Annotated in this window: 13 protein-coding genes and 1 CRISPR repeat array (1 of these 14 cut by a window edge); of the genes, 7 read left to right on the top strand and 6 right to left on the bottom strand. The window is 60.5% G+C overall.

All coding sequences use genetic code 11. From position 1 onward, the window contains the following. Window positions 1-2,366: a CRISPR direct-repeat array (repeat unit 29 nt; unit sequence ATGTTCCCCGCACTCGCGGGGATGAACCG) (it extends 106 nt beyond the left edge of the window). 197 nt (window positions 2,367-2,563) lie between these two features. Next, a complete protein-coding gene (locus DAAHT2_RS14645; RefSeq protein ID WP_157861443.1) occupies window positions 2,564-2,785 on the bottom strand; it encodes a hypothetical protein in 222 nt (73 codons plus the stop codon). A gap of 40 nt (window positions 2,786-2,825) precedes the next feature. Here DAAHT2_RS14645 and DAAHT2_RS07775 point away from each other — a divergent pair, with 40 nt between their 5' ends. From DAAHT2_RS07775 to DAAHT2_RS07765, 3 genes are all read left to right on the top strand, one after another. Further along, window positions 2,826-3,941 carry a Fic family protein gene (locus DAAHT2_RS07775; RefSeq protein ID WP_013163743.1) on the top strand — a complete coding sequence of 372 codons (1,116 nt, stop codon included), beginning with the start codon at window positions 2,826-2,828 and terminating at the stop codon, window positions 3,939-3,941. 178 nt (window positions 3,942-4,119) lie between these two features. Beyond that, complete coding sequence (gene cobS / locus DAAHT2_RS07770; protein ID WP_013163742.1) at window positions 4,120-4,935, top strand: adenosylcobinamide-GDP ribazoletransferase; 816 nt, start codon at window positions 4,120-4,122, stop codon at window positions 4,933-4,935. Then, on the top strand, window positions 4,911-5,582 hold the full coding sequence (locus tag DAAHT2_RS07765; RefSeq protein ID WP_013163741.1) for a histidine phosphatase family protein: 672 nt from the start codon (window positions 4,911-4,913) through the stop codon (window positions 5,580-5,582). Before cobS ends, DAAHT2_RS07765 begins: the two co-directional genes overlap by 25 nt. A 6-nt stretch (window positions 5,583-5,588) precedes the next feature. On the opposite strand, the gene DAAHT2_RS07760 is transcribed toward DAAHT2_RS07765, so the two are convergent. The 3 genes from DAAHT2_RS07760 to DAAHT2_RS07750 are packed head-to-tail and all read right to left on the bottom strand — an operon-like array spanning window position 5,589 to window position 8,514. Further along, entirely contained in the window at window positions 5,589-6,134 is a 546-nt protein-coding gene (locus DAAHT2_RS07760; RefSeq protein ID WP_013163740.1) for a response regulator transcription factor, read from the bottom strand. After that, window positions 6,131-7,543, bottom strand: coding sequence for an ATP-binding protein (locus DAAHT2_RS07755; RefSeq protein WP_013163739.1), 1,413 nt, complete (start codon window positions 7,541-7,543; stop codon window positions 6,131-6,133). The genes DAAHT2_RS07760 and DAAHT2_RS07755 overlap by 4 nt, the downstream gene beginning before the upstream one ends. Further along, on the bottom strand, window positions 7,540-8,514 hold the full coding sequence (locus tag DAAHT2_RS07750; protein WP_013163738.1) for a sulfite exporter TauE/SafE family protein: 975 nt from the start codon (window positions 8,512-8,514) through the stop codon (window positions 7,540-7,542). Before DAAHT2_RS07750 ends, DAAHT2_RS07755 begins: the two co-directional genes overlap by 4 nt. A 306-nt stretch (window positions 8,515-8,820) precedes the next feature. Between DAAHT2_RS07750 and DAAHT2_RS07745 the strand changes: the two genes are divergently transcribed. Next, on the top strand, window positions 8,821-9,249 hold the full coding sequence (locus DAAHT2_RS07745; RefSeq protein ID WP_013163737.1) for a hypothetical protein: 429 nt from the start codon (window positions 8,821-8,823) through the stop codon (window positions 9,247-9,249). Window positions 9,250-9,290: 41 nt separating this feature from the next. On the opposite strand, the gene DAAHT2_RS07740 is transcribed toward DAAHT2_RS07745, so the two are convergent. Next, window positions 9,291-9,743 carry an NUDIX domain-containing protein gene (locus tag DAAHT2_RS07740; RefSeq protein WP_013163736.1) on the bottom strand — a complete coding sequence of 151 codons (453 nt, stop codon included), beginning with the start codon at window positions 9,741-9,743 and terminating at the stop codon, window positions 9,291-9,293. 535 nt (window positions 9,744-10,278) lie between these two features. Here DAAHT2_RS07740 and DAAHT2_RS07735 point away from each other — a divergent pair. Continuing rightward, a complete protein-coding gene (locus DAAHT2_RS07735) occupies window positions 10,279-10,959 on the top strand; it encodes an adenylate kinase (RefSeq protein WP_013163734.1) in 681 nt (226 codons plus the stop codon). A gap of 100 nt (window positions 10,960-11,059) precedes the next feature. On the opposite strand, the gene DAAHT2_RS13900 is transcribed toward DAAHT2_RS07735, so the two are convergent. Further along, window positions 11,060-12,415 carry a bacteriohemerythrin gene (locus DAAHT2_RS13900; protein ID WP_013163733.1) on the bottom strand — a complete coding sequence of 452 codons (1,356 nt, stop codon included), beginning with the start codon at window positions 12,413-12,415 and terminating at the stop codon, window positions 11,060-11,062. 232 nt (window positions 12,416-12,647) lie between these two features. Between DAAHT2_RS13900 and purE the strand changes: the two genes are divergently transcribed. Together purE and DAAHT2_RS07720 are read left to right on the top strand one after the other, a co-directional pair. Next, on the top strand, window positions 12,648-13,157 hold the full coding sequence (gene purE / locus DAAHT2_RS07725) for a 5-(carboxyamino)imidazole ribonucleotide mutase (RefSeq protein ID WP_013163732.1): 510 nt from the start codon (window positions 12,648-12,650) through the stop codon (window positions 13,155-13,157). Next, window positions 13,157-14,266 (top strand): 5-(carboxyamino)imidazole ribonucleotide synthase, encoded by a 1,110-nt coding sequence (locus DAAHT2_RS07720; protein WP_013163731.1) that lies wholly within the window; start codon window positions 13,157-13,159, stop codon window positions 14,264-14,266. The genes purE and DAAHT2_RS07720 overlap by 1 nt, the downstream gene beginning before the upstream one ends. Window positions 14,267-14,298 lie beyond the last annotated feature (32 nt).

Here is a 14,298-nt window from a genome sequence, read left to right as displayed (position 1 = left end):
GTGACTTGTACGAGGTATGTTCCCCGCACTCGCGGGGATGAACCGGCACCCGGATGACCCGTTGTATGATCCTGACGAATGTTCCCCGCACTCGCGGGGATGAACCGGTACGAGACGAGGCGGGGGCAACGCACGAGGAATGTTCCCCGCACTCGCGGGGATGAACCGCATTTCCCCGGCGTGACGTTCGAGGCAGAGCTATGTTCCCCGCACTCGCGGGGATGAACCGAAATGTAGCTTGCCGTCTTGGATGCGGGTGTCATGTTCCCCGCACTCGCGGGGATGAACCGGGGCCGGTTGCCCGGCCCCGGTTGGTTTATTTATGTTCCCCGCACTCGCGGGGATGAACCGAACCGAAACCGGAAACTTCTTTTTCGTAGAGTATGTTCCCCGCACTCGCGGGGATGAACCGGCGCGGGGCTGGTGCATAGCCTCGGCAGCCTCATGTTCCCCGCACTCGCGGGGATGAACCGGGGCAGCATATTGGCGTGATTCGGTCAGGGTCATGTTCCCCGCACTCGCGGGGATGAACCGCAAAGATAAATAGTGTCGAACCGCTGCAGCCGATGTTCCCCGCACTCGCGGGGATGAACCGCCGGTCAATGGTGTACTTCCAGCCGACACCGCATGTTCCCCGCACTCGCGGGGATGAACCGTGCATCGTTCATCGTGTTGCCTCCTGGTTGAGATGTTCCCCGCACTCGCGGGGATGAACCGTATCTCACGGCCACACCTCCTCTTCAATAATTATGTTCCCCGCACTCGCGGGGATGAACCGGCCATTTGCCATTGCATTTGCAGGGCATACTTATGTTCCCCGCACTCGCGGGGATGAACCGCCCATGTAAACCTGCCAACACCCCGGTATTACATGTTCCCCGCACTCGCGGGGATGAACCGGCAGGCTTAATAGCAGTGGTCAGGTATCTTTCATGTTCCCCGCACTCGCGGGGATGAACCGCTCAGTGGCTACCATTCCAGCCCCTCCAACCAATGTTCCCCGCACTCGCGGGGATGAACCGGGATGAGAACGTGGTACCCGCTCCAGCATCGGGATGTTCCCCGCACTCGCGGGGATGAACCGGTCAACCTGTCGTTCGGTCCGGACACGGAGGCATGTTCCCCGCACTCGCGGGGATGAACCGGTCTCTGAGATGAGCGAGGAGCGGCGCAAGCGATGTTCCCCGCACTCGCGGGGATGAACCGTACCTGCGGGGTGCGTTGCGTTCGATACAGGAATGTTCCCCGCACTCGCGGGGATGAACCGGCTATGACCAGGGAGGAGCATCATGCAACTGAATGTTCCCCGCACTCGCGGGGATGAACCGGATGACGAGGGACGCCCGCTGGCGCTGATCCCATGTTCCCCGCACTCGCGGGGATGAACCGACCTCGCCGAACTGCATGTCCGACAGGTCATCATGTTCCCCGCACTCGCGGGGATGAACCGGCCCAGCCGGAAACCACGGTGCAGCGGGCGAAATGTTCCCCGCACTCGCGGGGATGAACCGGCTTTGATTCCGGCTTCTGCAAGGAGGTCCAGATGTTCCCCGCACTCGCGGGGATGAACCGGTGCGAGCCGCAATTGCATCATGGGTGGCGCAATGTTCCCCGCACTCGCGGGGATGAACCGAGGCCATGAAACACTTCAAGATGTTCCGCAACCATGTTCCCCGCACTCGCGGGGATGAACCGTGTTAGGTGGGTGGGTTTGTGGTGGGTAACTGATGTTCCCCGCACTCGCGGGGATGAACCGGCCGCGACGGCAAACCCCACCGCTACAGCGCCATGTTCCCCGCACTCGCGGGGATGAACCGGTGGTGGCATACTTCTGGACCCGACGCAGGGTATGTTCCCCGCACTCGCGGGGATGAACCGAAATTAAAGACACCGCCACCCCGACCCCGACCATGTTCCCCGCACTCGCGGGGATGAACCGCTGTGGGGTAACCGCACCGCAACTTACCCCGGATGTTCCCCGCACTCGCGGGGATGAACCGTGGTCGGGCGATTCTTTTGGTTTTTCTATCCAATGTTCCCCGCACTCGCGGGGATGAACCGGCTGGTTCAGGAGCTGCTGGGGCACAGTGAAAATGTTCCCCGCACTCGCGGGGATGAACCGACCGACATGGTGGCGCTGATCCGCTCCGACTAATGTTCCCCGCACTCGCGGGGATGAACCGATCGGCGGCCTGCAGCTGGAGGAGCTGCTGGAATGTTCCCCGCACTCGCGGGGATGAACCGGCTTCGATTGGCAGGAGCAGGGCTTCACCGTCATGTTCCCCGCACTCGCGGGGATGAACCGGCTTCGATTGGCAGGAGCAGGGCTTCACCGTCATGTTCCCCGCACTCGCGGGGATGAAGCATCCGGCCAAACCAGGCGGCTTCGGGCCAAGGCATGTTCCCCGCTGTTGCCCCCCAGATTAAACGACCCTGATTTTCCAGATTATCTTGGCAGTATTTGCTGATTATTTTGACCTTGGCTGTCATACCACCGCCGCCGGTTGATCAAGTCCTGTGGCGGCGGTAGGTTCAGTTGGTCGGTTACTCCTCTGGTTACGGCTCAGAGAAGCTCCGAGGTGGCCAGTCTTGCGTTGCTCGGCGTTGATCGCCTGGTTTTTTCAAGGGTGCCTCGGGCCAGATGGTTGGCCTTGCGGAAGAGCCCGCCGGCGCCTTGGTCGACGTTCTGGAAGTGGTACCTGGTAACCACTCTGGAGGCCAGGGGGCCGGCGGTGCGGTAAAACAGGCAAGAGAGAATCTGGTTGCAATATGAAGCGATTACCACCTATAATTAGTTCAAATATTGAAGCGATTACAGGTGACAAATGACTCGATACATCTGGCAAGATAAAGCGTGGCCACATTTTACCTGGCGCAGCGATGCGGTGCTTGAAGTGCTGGGCCGGTGTAACTTCATGCGAGGCCGGCTCCTGGGCCGGGTGGCCTCTCTGGGGATGGAACTGGGCCTGGAGGCCAGGGCCCAGGTGCTGACGGCCGAAGTTATGCAGACTTCGGCCATCGAAGGCCAGATTCTTAACCCGAACTCAGTACGTTCTTCCGTGGCCCGGCGACTGGGATTGCCGGAAGCCGGAGCGTCCAGACAGGATCGCTACACCGAAGGGCTGGTGGATGTTCTGCTTGACGCCACGGTCAACTACGATCAGCCTTTGACCGTGGAAAGGCTTCACGGCTGGCAAGCCTCTCTGTTCCCGGGCGGTTTTTCCGGATTGCACCGGATCAAGGTGGGCGCTTTTCGCGGCGAAGCCGCCATGCAGGTCATATCCGGCCCGGTGGGTCGCGAGAAGATCCACTACGAGGCCCCACCCGGTAAAAAGGTCGAAGGAGAAATAGATAAATTTCTCAACTGGTGGCAGGAAAAGCAGGGCCGAATGGATGGGATATTGCGGGCTGCTCTGGCCGGCTTTTGGTTGGTGACTATACATCCATATGAGGATGGCAATGGCCGCCTGGCCAGAGCGGTCACCGACATGGCGTTGGCCCAGGATGAAAAGTCTTCGGTGCGCTATTACAGCCTTTCGGTCCAGATCCTGGAAGAACGGGCACAATATTATCAGGTGCTGGAAAAATGTCAGCGCGGCGGTCTTGATATCACCGACTGGCTGGTCTGGTTTCTTGGTTGTTTTGAACGGGCAGTGGCCAAATCAGACCAGCTCATTGGCACGGTGCTGCGCAAGGCCCGGTTCTGGGAGGTAAACGGCCGGGTATCGTTGACCGACCGGCAGCGCAAAGTGATCAACCGTTTGCTTGATGCCGGTCCAGAAGGGTTCAGCGGCGGCCTGACCACCCGGAAGTATGCGGGCATGACCAAGGCCAGCCGGGCCACCAGCTACCGGGAAATCAGCGATCTGCTCAACAAAAAGATTCTGATTCAGAACCCCGGCAAGGGCCGAAGCGTCAGCTATGATCTGGCTTGGCCTTGAAGCTGGTGCGGGAAGGTGGTCATTGTTTGAAAATGGTTGGGTTAAGGTGCAATTCAGTCCAAATAAACGTTTCTCAATTCTGCAAAATATGACAACATGTGGCGCTTGAATTTTGCCGAATCGGCCTTCCGTTGATAACGTTTGGCTTTGAGACGAAACAATAACCCGGGAGCTTGGGGTGCTGAAAGATATTCTGCCGGCGGCGCGGTTTTTAACCATCGTACCGCTGCCGGGCGGTGGTACGATGCTCAGTGAGCGGGCCATTACCCGCAGTGCCGCCGCCTTTGTGGCGGTGGGGCTGCTGCAGGGGTTGCTGTTGATTGGCGTTGAAATGGTGGCTGGGCGGCTTTTTCACCCCGACCTGGCCTTGTGGCTGGTGGTCCTGGCCCTGGTGCTGGTAAGTGGCGGCTTCCATCTCGACGGCCTGGCCGATACCTTTGATGCCCTGGCGGTGAAAAGCAGCGGCGAACGGGAGCGGGATCTGCTCCGGCGCTTGGAGGTGATGAAGGACTCGGCCACCGGGGTCATGGGCCTGCTGGCCATCTTTTTTGCGTTGATCCTCAAGTATTACGCGCTCAAGGAGCTTTCCCACTCCTCTTACGCCGTTTACTACTCCAGTCTGCTGCTGTTGCCGGCCTTTGGCAAGTGGGCCATGGTCACCGCCATGTACCGGGCCGCACCCGCCCGGCCGGAAGGTTTGGGGCGTTTGTTCATCGGCGCGGTGGGGCGGCGGGAACTGCTTTGGAACGCCCTGGCCCTGCTGCTGCCCCTGGTCGCTGTCGGCTGGCTGCTGGCGGGCTTTTTGCCGTCCTATTCCGCAATCTTTTATTTGCTCCTGCCGCCGGCCCTTTATCTTTTTGGTCGGCTGGCGGTTGCCTTTAGCCGGCGGCAATTCGGGGGGATGAGCGGTGATACCCTGGGGGCGGTCAACGAATTGGCGGAAATCCTTTTTCTTTTGCTGGTGCTGCTATGGTTACGACTCTCTGTCTGGTAAGGCACGGGGAAACCGAAGGTTCGGATATTCCCCGTTATAAAGGAAGTTTGGATGTGCCCCTGTCGGCCACTGGTCTGGAGCAGGTGCGGCACACCGCCCAGCGCCTGCGCCGGGCGCTGGCGGAGTTGCTCCGGCAGCGGCGGCAAAGTTATCTGCGGGTGGTCCATGATGAAGAGGAAGCGGCCACCACGGAAGGGCTGGAGGTGGTTTACTGCTCCCCGCTGATCCGGGCAGTGAAGAGCGCCGAGCTGATTGCCGCCCCCCACGGCTTGACCCCGGTGGTGGAGCCGGAGTTGCGGGAGCGCCATTTCGGGGTCTGGGAGGGCCTGAGCTTTGCCGAGATCAAGCGCGATTTCCCCGAGGCCTTTACCGCCTGGGCGGCCGATCCGGTACGTTTTGCGCCTCCCGAGGGGGAAAGCACCCTGGAGGTGGCGCAGCGGGGGCAGGCCGCCCTGGAAGCCATACTGGCCCGGCATCCCGGTGGCAACATCGGGGTGGTGGCCCACGGCGGGGTTAATCGGGTGATTTTGTGCCGGCTGCTGGGGATGCCGCTGGAAAACATCTTCCGCCTGGAGCAGGATCTGGCCTGCTACAACATCATTGAACTGTGGGAGCAGTTGCCGGTGATTAAAGCCCTTAACGCCTGAAAAAAGCTAGGCTTTTGGTGGGTATTTCTGCAGCTTGCGTTGCAGGGTGCGGCGGTGCAGGCCCAGGCGCTGGGCGGCCTGGGAGATGTTGCCCTGGCAGTCGTTGAGCACCCGGTTGATGTGCTCCCATTCAGCTCGGGCCAGGGAAGGGGCGGCGAAATCCTCCGCCGCCGGCTCCGGCTCCCGCTGCGGGTCATGGTTGAAAGCCTGGATAATATCGTCGACGTCGGCCGGTTTGGGCAGGTAGGAAAGGGCACCTAGCCGAATGGCTTCGGTGGCGGTGGCGATACTGCCGTAACCGGTCAGCACCACCATGGCCGGCGGCTCGGGCAACCTGGCGGCGGCGGCCACCAGCTCCAGGCCGGATTTGCCCGGCATGCGCAGGTCGATCACCGCCTGGGCCGGGTTCTCCTGCCGGATCAACGCCAGCGCTGACTCGTAGCCGTCCGCCTCGTAAACCTTATAACCACGACGGGCGAAGGCCTTGCCCAGCCTTTTGCGAAAATCGACCTCGTCGTCCACCAGCAGAATGCTTTGTTCTTTGGCGTTCATTTTGCCTTGATCCTGTCTTTTTTCAAACGTAAGCTCACGGTGGTGCCCTGGCCCCGGCGGGAAGTGAAATTCAGGCCGCCGCCGAAATGCTCCGCCGCGGTTTTGGCCAGAAACAGCCCCAGCCCCATCCCTTTGCCCACCTCCTTGGTGGTGAAAAAGGGTTCGCCGGCTCGTTGCAGGGTGACCTGGTCCATGCCTTCCCCCTGATCCCTGACGCTGAAGACCAGGAAAGGCCCTTCTTCACGACAGCTTAATTCGATTTCCCACCCCGGCGGCGAGGCCTCCAGGCCGTTTTTCAGCAGCCCCCGCAAAATCCGGCTGAAGGTGCGCAGGGGAATTTTGACTTCCAGGTCCGCCAGTTGGTTGTCCACCAGAATTCGCTCCCGCTCGCCGGAGCTGAAACTGTCCAGGGCCTGCTCCACCACCCGGCGCAGCGGAAACACCGTGGTGCCTTCCCCCAGGTGTTCGCCGGCATCGGCGCCCATCTGGTACAAAATTTCCCGGCAGCGCTCTACCTGCCCCCGGATCAGTTCCACATCTTCCAGCAGTTCGGTGGTTGGCAACTCCCCGCCGCCGCTCTGGTCCTTGGCCGGTTCCTTGGCCGGTTGCCGGTCGAGATGGCGCAGTTGGTGGCGCATCTCGCCGCTGGCCACGGCGATGGTGGCCAGCGGGGTGGCCAGTTCATGGGCGGCGCCGGCGGCCAGGGTGGCCAGCGAGGCCAGTTTTTCGGTTTTGCGCTGTTCTTCCTGCATGTGCTGCATGGCCTGGCGGTGGCGCTCCAAGGCCTTATAAGCCTGGCCGACGAAAAACACGATGAAAAAAGCGGTAATCGCAAAGGCCACCCACATGCCCTGCAGATGGGGGGAGACTTCCCGGCCGAAAAACAACAGCTCTTCGCCCGGTACATGGCAGGGGGCAAAAACGGTGTCCAGGGCCACCAGGCCCAAGTCCTGGGAGGGGGCGTAGGCGGGTAGCAGAAAGAGGGCGGCGTAGGCCACCGAAGCCAGGCCGGCCAGGGTTAAGGCCCAGGCCGGGCGCAGCAGGATGGCGCCCAGGGAGATATGCACCAGATAGAGAAAGGTGAAGGGGTTCATCGGGCCGCCGGTAACGTAAAGCAGGGCGGTAAACAGTAGCACATCCAGGAACATCACCACGATGATGGCCTGTTCCCCGACCCCGCCTTTATAGCGGACCAGATAGTGAAAATAGAGGTTGCTGCCGAAGGCAAAGCTGATGATCAGGGCCAGTACCGGCAGCGGGATGGCGACATGGAACAGCAGCAGAATGGTCAGCACCAGCAATATCTGGCAGGCGATAACCCACCAGCGCAAACGCAGCAGCCAGTTAAGGGCGATACCGGAGCTGGTTTCAGTTGCCCGGCTTTGCCCGGCAAAAGGTTTTGTGTTCATGAAATTAAATAGTTAAGCAGGAAATCGGTGCCGTACTTGCCGGCCGTAAACAGCAGAATCAGGCAGAGCAGCCACTTGATGGCCCGGGCCGGGACAAATTTTTGGCAGCGGGCGCCAAGGTACATTCCGGCCAGGCCGCCCAGGCCAAACAGCAGCCCCAGCAGCCAGTCCGGGGCCACGCTCAGCTCCGGGTAAAAGGGGGCCAAAAACTGGTAAAAAGCCACCCCGGCCACCGAGGTGACAAAGGTGCCGGTGAGGGCGGCGCCGGCTATGGTGTACACCGGTAAGCCGAAAACGGAAACCAGAAAAGGGGCGATGATGGCGCCGCCGCCGATGCCGTAAATGCCGCCCACCATGCCCACCACCAGGCTCAATCCGAAAATACCCCAGAAGGGGATGTCGAATTTCTCTCCGTAAAAGGAGTAACCCAGCCGCTTGAAATTGAAATGGGTAACCTCCACCACCGGCAGGGGCGCGCCGCCCGCCTGCGTGCCGTCGGCCTTTTGCCGCTGGTGTTGGCGTACCAGTTCCTGAAAGCGTTGTTCGCTGTTGGCTTGTCCCGGGGCGGTGGCGGCGGGGCGCCGCAGGTCGATGATCATGCGGCCGCCGATATAGAGCAGGACGGCGGCGGCAAAGAGTTTGAAAAGATCCGGGTCCGGCAACCAGCTAAGGCGGATAATCGCCCCCAGCAAAACGCCGGGCAAGGTGCCCGCCACCACCACCCAGACCAGGGGCCAGACCATCCGCCCCTCTTTAAAATAGCGGTAAACGCCGCCGGGAATGGCCACAATGTTGAACAGCTGGTTGGTGGCGCTGACCGACGGGCTGGTATAGCCCAGAATCGACATTTGAAAGGGCAGCAGCAGAAAGGCCCCGGAAACCCCGCCCATGGAAGTGAAAAAAGAGATAACCAGCGCCACCAGCGGGGGAATCCAGAGACTGACTTCAATTTCGGCGGTGGGAAAGTACATGGTTAACGGGTTCTCCTGCGGATCTTGGTCGGCTGGCCATCATGCTGAATTTGCCCAAACTAGCCTTCTAATCGATTACTGTCAAGAAGTTGGCCTCGCGGCTTCGGTTGCAATGACACCATGTGGCACTTTTGCCTTGCCTTCCTTCCGCCGTGGTTATAAAATTTACTTTGATTGACACGTCCTGGCCAGGCTTGCAGGGTAACCGCAGGCCTGGCCCGGCGCCCAGGAAAGTGTTGCGCAAGATTGGATGAGTCGGCGGTTTGGAGCCGGCAGGCACGGGTTAACCAGAGGGAGGATTTGTTTATGCAGAAGTTTAAAGTGATGTTGCTGGCAGCCTTATGGCTGCTGGTTGCGGGTTGGCCGTTGTTCAGTGTTGCCGAAACGGCCGACTGTCGCCAGCTGGCGGCGCCGATCAGCGGTGAGGAGCGCAAATATTCGGTGGTGGCCGACATTTACGGGATCAGGGTCTATCCGGATATTGCCTGCGCCGTTTACTGGCGCACCACCCAACTCTGCGCCACCGAACTCTCCACCTTCCAGTTCACCGCCAAGGTTTTTGACTACCATTCCGGGGATGAGGTCCTGATGACGGAGGCCTATTATGTGGTGGCCGCGCCCGGGGAATCGCGGCCGCTGGCCTTTGCCTCTCGGGACGGGGCGCAAAAGTTTGTTGCCGCCGCCGGAGGTGGTGAACTGCTGTCTCACGAGGAGTTGTTGAGCTACCCCTTTTGATTGACCCGGGCTGTTCGGTTACGGTTTGTTCAGCCAGAAGGTTAGTACCCTTGGCGCCGGTGGCGCTCCAGGTAGTCGGCCACCATGCGATCATGATCAAAAACCAGCTCCGGCAGCCGGGTTAGCGGAAAAATCTCGGCCCTGGCGGCGTCGTCGCCGGCCCGCAGGGTGCCGCCGGTGGCCTCGGCCCGGTACACCGTGCTGATGGTGTGCCCCCTGGCATCCCGGCGGGGATCGGAGTAGGTATGCAGTTGTTCCCGTAGCCGTACCGTCAACCCGGTTTCCTCGCGGGCTTCCCGGATTGCCGCCGTTTCCAGACTTTCTCCGTAGTCGACAAAGCCCCCCGGCAGGGCCCAGCCCTGCGGGGGGTTGCGGCGTTTGATCAGCACGATGCCCTCCCCGGTTTCAATGATGATGTCCACCGTGGGGCGAGGGTTGTGCCAGATTTGCCAGGCGTGACCGCAACTTGGGCAGTGAATGGTGGTTTTGCTCATGCTGTTCTCCTTGTTTTCGCTTTCCGGGCGCCGGCAGGTGCTTTAATCTTTAAAGAGCTTCCGGGTTGCCGGCCGATAAGTCAGGCATGGACTTACCGTGGAACTCTTAAGTCAGGGAGGGCGCCATGACAACCCGGGAAGCGATAAAAATTCTGATGCTCAGCCCCTTTTATTTTCGTTTGGATTCCGCCGCCCGCAAGCTTTTAATCGCCGAATTCCGGCGGAGTTGCGCCGGCTGAGGCGGTATTCATTTTTTCGCAGTTTTTGTTTGGCATTCACTCCGGCGTGGTTTATAGTTCGCGGTGATTTCTGCCCACTCGCAGCGAACACGGACCGTAAGCGTTCAGCAGCACCGCATCTTCGGGCGATCAGCCAGGCTTACGTACAGGGGGTACGCTGCGCCTGGCTGCTTGCCCGAAGATGCGGCACTGCTGAACGCTTACGGCACGTTAGACCGACAGTTTAGTACCCTTGGTGAACGGTTACCACGGACCTTCCGTTTTTCTTTCAAAAAACACGCAAAAGGAGTGAGTCGATGAACATTCTGGTTTTCGGACCCAACGGCAGCGGCAAGGGCACCCAGGGCGCCATTGTACAGAAAAAATACGGGATGCCCCACATCGAATCGGGAGCCATCTTCCGCCAGAACATCGGCGGCGGCACCGAACTGGGTAATAAGGCCAAGGAGTACATCGATCGCGGCGACCTGGTCCCCGATGATATCACCATTCCCATGATCCTCAACCGCCTGCAGGAGGATGACTGCAAGCAGGGGTGGATTCTCGACGGTTTTCCCCGCAACAAGGTGCAGGCGGAAACCCTGGCCAAGGCCTTGGCCGATGCCGGTATGAAGCTTGATTACGTGGTCGAGATCGTGTTGCCCCGCGATGTGGCCAAGCTGCGGATCACCGGCCGGCGGCTTTGCGTCAATGACAACAACCACCCCAACCACATCGCCTTCGATGCCATCAAGCCGGTGGAAAAAGACGGCAAGCTGGTTTGCCGGGTCTGCGGCGGCGAGCTCAAGACCCGCCCCGACGACCAGGATGACGAGGCCATCGACAAGCGGCACGATATTTATTACGACGATAATACCGGCACCATGGCCGCGGTTAATTTTTTCAAGCAAATCGGCGGCGGCACCAAGGTGATCTCGGTGGACGGCCGGCCCTCCATCGGTGAGGTGACCGAGGCGATTATGAAAGAGTTGAACTGAGGCGGCCAGGGTTTGCTCGCCGGCGATGCCGCTGGGGGGTGAGACGGGCTGTTAAGGGAGAAAGCCGGTTCGGGGCAGCAGCGCCACGGGCCGGCTTTTTTTATTGCTCGGTGGGTCGGCGGCAATCCCGCAGGTTTTTGTCCACCAGAAAAATGTGGGCCACCACCCAGTTGATTACCCGTTTATTGATTTGCACCACGTGCTCGGAGGTGATGCCGGTTTTCTCCACTTCCGCCGTCAGGTCGTGCAGATCGGCCACGAAAGTATCGTGCATTTCCTTGTGGGTCTCGTAATCCTGGTAGCCCATGTGGCGCATGTAAATTTCCTCGGACCGGAAATGCTCGATCACGTATTCCTGCAGAAAACGCAGCAAGGTCATGCTCTCCTCCCGGCCCTTGCCCTGGCGGACGGCGTTCAGTAAGGAGTTGATCCGCTCGATCAACTCCCGGTGCTGCCGGTCGATGATGTCCAACCCCAACTCAAATTCGCGACTCCAGACCACCGCCGGCTCAATGCCGCCTCCCTCCTGGGCATCGGCTTTGGCACGGTGCAGGTAGACATCGTCATAAACCTGGTAGGAATCAAACAGCTCCATGAAATGCTCTTCGCAGTCCAGGAAGGCGTTTACGATGTCCGGGTCGAAGTGGGTACCCCGGGAGGCATAAATACGCTGCACGGTTTCCAGGTGGGTCACCGGCGCCTTGTAGGGGCGCTTGGCCCGAATGGCATCGTAGGCATCGCCCAGGGCGTAGATTCTTGCCTCCAGGGGAATGTCCTCGCCGGCCAGCCCTGCCGGGTAACCGGAACCGTTGTATTTTTCGTGGTGGTGCAGGGCGATCTTGTGGCTCATGAGCAGAAAGGGGACCGGTTCGTCGATTTTTTCGATCAGTCGCTCCAAAATGCGGGCCCCGGTGGTGGCATGGCTTTGGATCACGGCAAACTCTTCCTGGTCCAGGCGGCCGGGTTTCAGCAGAACACGGTCGGGAACCCCGACCTTGCCCAGATCATGCAGGGGGGCGGCATCGTAAAGATTGGCGATAAACTTATCGTCGATCAGCCGGCGAAATTTTGGTTGCCGGCGCAGGGTGTCGGCCAGGATCACCCCGTAACCCCGGGTGCGTTCCAGGTGCTTGCCGGTGTCGGGATCTCGCATTTCCGCCAGGTTGGCCAGGCCGAAGACCATGTTCTGCTGGGTGGCGCGCAACCGGGTAAGCTGGGTTTGGCGAATGTAAGCCAGCAGCAGAAACAGCAGGCCCAGCACGGCCAGCAGGGCGAGAAAGCCCAGGTTCAGGGCGGCTCGATCCCAACCGGCAATGGCCCGTTGCCCGGCCAGCGCCAACAGCAGCAGGACCGGCAGCAGCACCAGGACGAACCAGCGGAAACCAGTGGCGCTGCCGTTGCCGGACAAGAGTTTTTGCAGCCTGGAGTGGTTGGTGGCGGAAGAGGAGTTACGCATAGTTTTGGGCGCAGCAAAAACAAAGTTTTTTTAATAAGTTACTGGGGGTAAGGCCGGACTGCCGGGGCGGGCAACCTGGCGGCTCTGACGCCTGGCTGTTAACAGATAATAAACGTAGTTTGCTGCTTTGTATATATTAACTTTCCCAAAAAAGATAAATTTAATATAATTTCAGCAGGTTTGCCGGCGCCGGAGCGTGGCGCAAGATTTAACCCTAAAAAAGAGTCAGTCGATGGAAAAATTTCTGGTTGGAGTAATCATGGGCTCCCGCAGCGATTGGGAGACCATGCGTCATGCGACGGAAACCCTGGAGGAGCTGGGGGTTGCCCATGAAGTCCGGGTGGTATCCGCCCACCGCACCCCGGAGTTGTTGTTTGAATATGCCGCCGGGGCTAAAGAGCGCGGCCTGGAGGTAATTATTGCCGGGGCCGGCGGGGCGGCGCATTTGCCCGGCATGGTGGCGGCCCGCACCTCCTTGCCGGTGCTGGGTGTGCCGGTCCAGTCCCGTAGCTTGAACGGGCTGGACTCTTTGCTCTCCATCGTCCAGATGCCGGGCGGGATCCCGGTGGGCACCCTGGCCATTGGTCCGGCCGGGGCCAAAAACGCCGCCCTGCTCGCCGCCGCCATTCTGGCCAACAAGTACGAGGCGGTATCGGCCGCCCTGGAGAGGTTTCGCCGGCAGCAAACGGCTACGGTGCTGGCCGATCCCGATCCGCGCCTGCCGGTGGGGGGCGACGCTTGATGAAGAGCGAGCGTGTCGAAACGGGCAAAGTAGGGATTATCGGCGCCGGGCAGTTGGGCCGGATGCTGGCGCTGGCCGGCTATCCGCTGGGGTTGCAGTTTGCCATGCTGGATCCCAACCCGGCCGCCTGCGGCGGCCAGGTGGCACCCTTAACGGTGGCGTCCTTCGACGACCGGCAGGCCTTGGCGGAACTGGCCCAAAAGGTGGACTTGGTTACCTTCGAATTTGAAAACGTGCCGGTGGATGCCCTGGAGTTTCTGGCTGGCCGGGTGGAGGTTTTCCCTCGGCCGGCGGTGCTGGAGACGGCCCAGGACCGCCTGCGGGAAAAGGAGTGCTTTCAGCAACTGGCCATTCCCACTCCCGCTTACCGGCCGGTGTCTGCCAAGCAGGAGTTGCAGGAAGCGGCGGCCGAGCTGGGTTTGCCGGCGGTGCTGAAAACCAGGCGGCTGGGCTATGACGGCAAAGGGCAGGTGGTGCTGCGCCAAGAGGCCGATTTGGCGGCGGCCTGGGATAGCCTGGGGGGAAGCGCACTGATCCTGGAGTCCTTTGTGCCTTTTGAGCGCGAGGTTTCCCAGGTGGCGGTGCGGGGGCGCGACGGCGAGATGGTCTTCTACCCGTTGGCGGAAAACACCCACCGGGAGGGTATTCTCCATCTTTCCCTGGCCCGGCCCGGCGATCCTCTGCAGGCCCAGGCCGAGGATTACAGCCGCCGGATTATGGAGCATTTTGATTATGTCGGGGTAATGGCCTTTGAATTTTTTCAGACCGATACGGGCCTGGTGGCCAACGAAATCGCACCCCGGGTTCACAACTCCGGCCACTGGACCATCGAAGGGACGGAAACCAGTCAGTTTGCCAATCATCTGCGGGCTATCCTCGGCTGGCCTCTGGGGTCAACGGAACCGGTAGGGCAGGCGGCGATGCTCAATTTTATCGGCGAATTGCCGAAGGCAGCCGAGCTGTTGCAGCACCCCGGGCTGCACTTGCATGCCTACGGCAAATCGGCAGCCCCGGGTCGCAAGGTGGGGCACGCCACCCTGCGGTTGCCGGCCGCGGCCGATCTGCCCGCCGCCTTGCGGCGGCTGACCGATTCCCTGGGCAGCAACTGACCACTTATTCCTTGGCATATAGTTAGGCCCGG

Source organism: Desulfurivibrio alkaliphilus AHT 2, from assembly GCF_000092205.1.
GTDB lineage: Bacteria > Desulfobacterota > Desulfobulbia > Desulfobulbales > Desulfurivibrionaceae > Desulfurivibrio > Desulfurivibrio alkaliphilus.
Note: the sequence above shows the minus strand (reverse complement) of the source record. Positions and strands in the feature narration are given on the sequence as shown.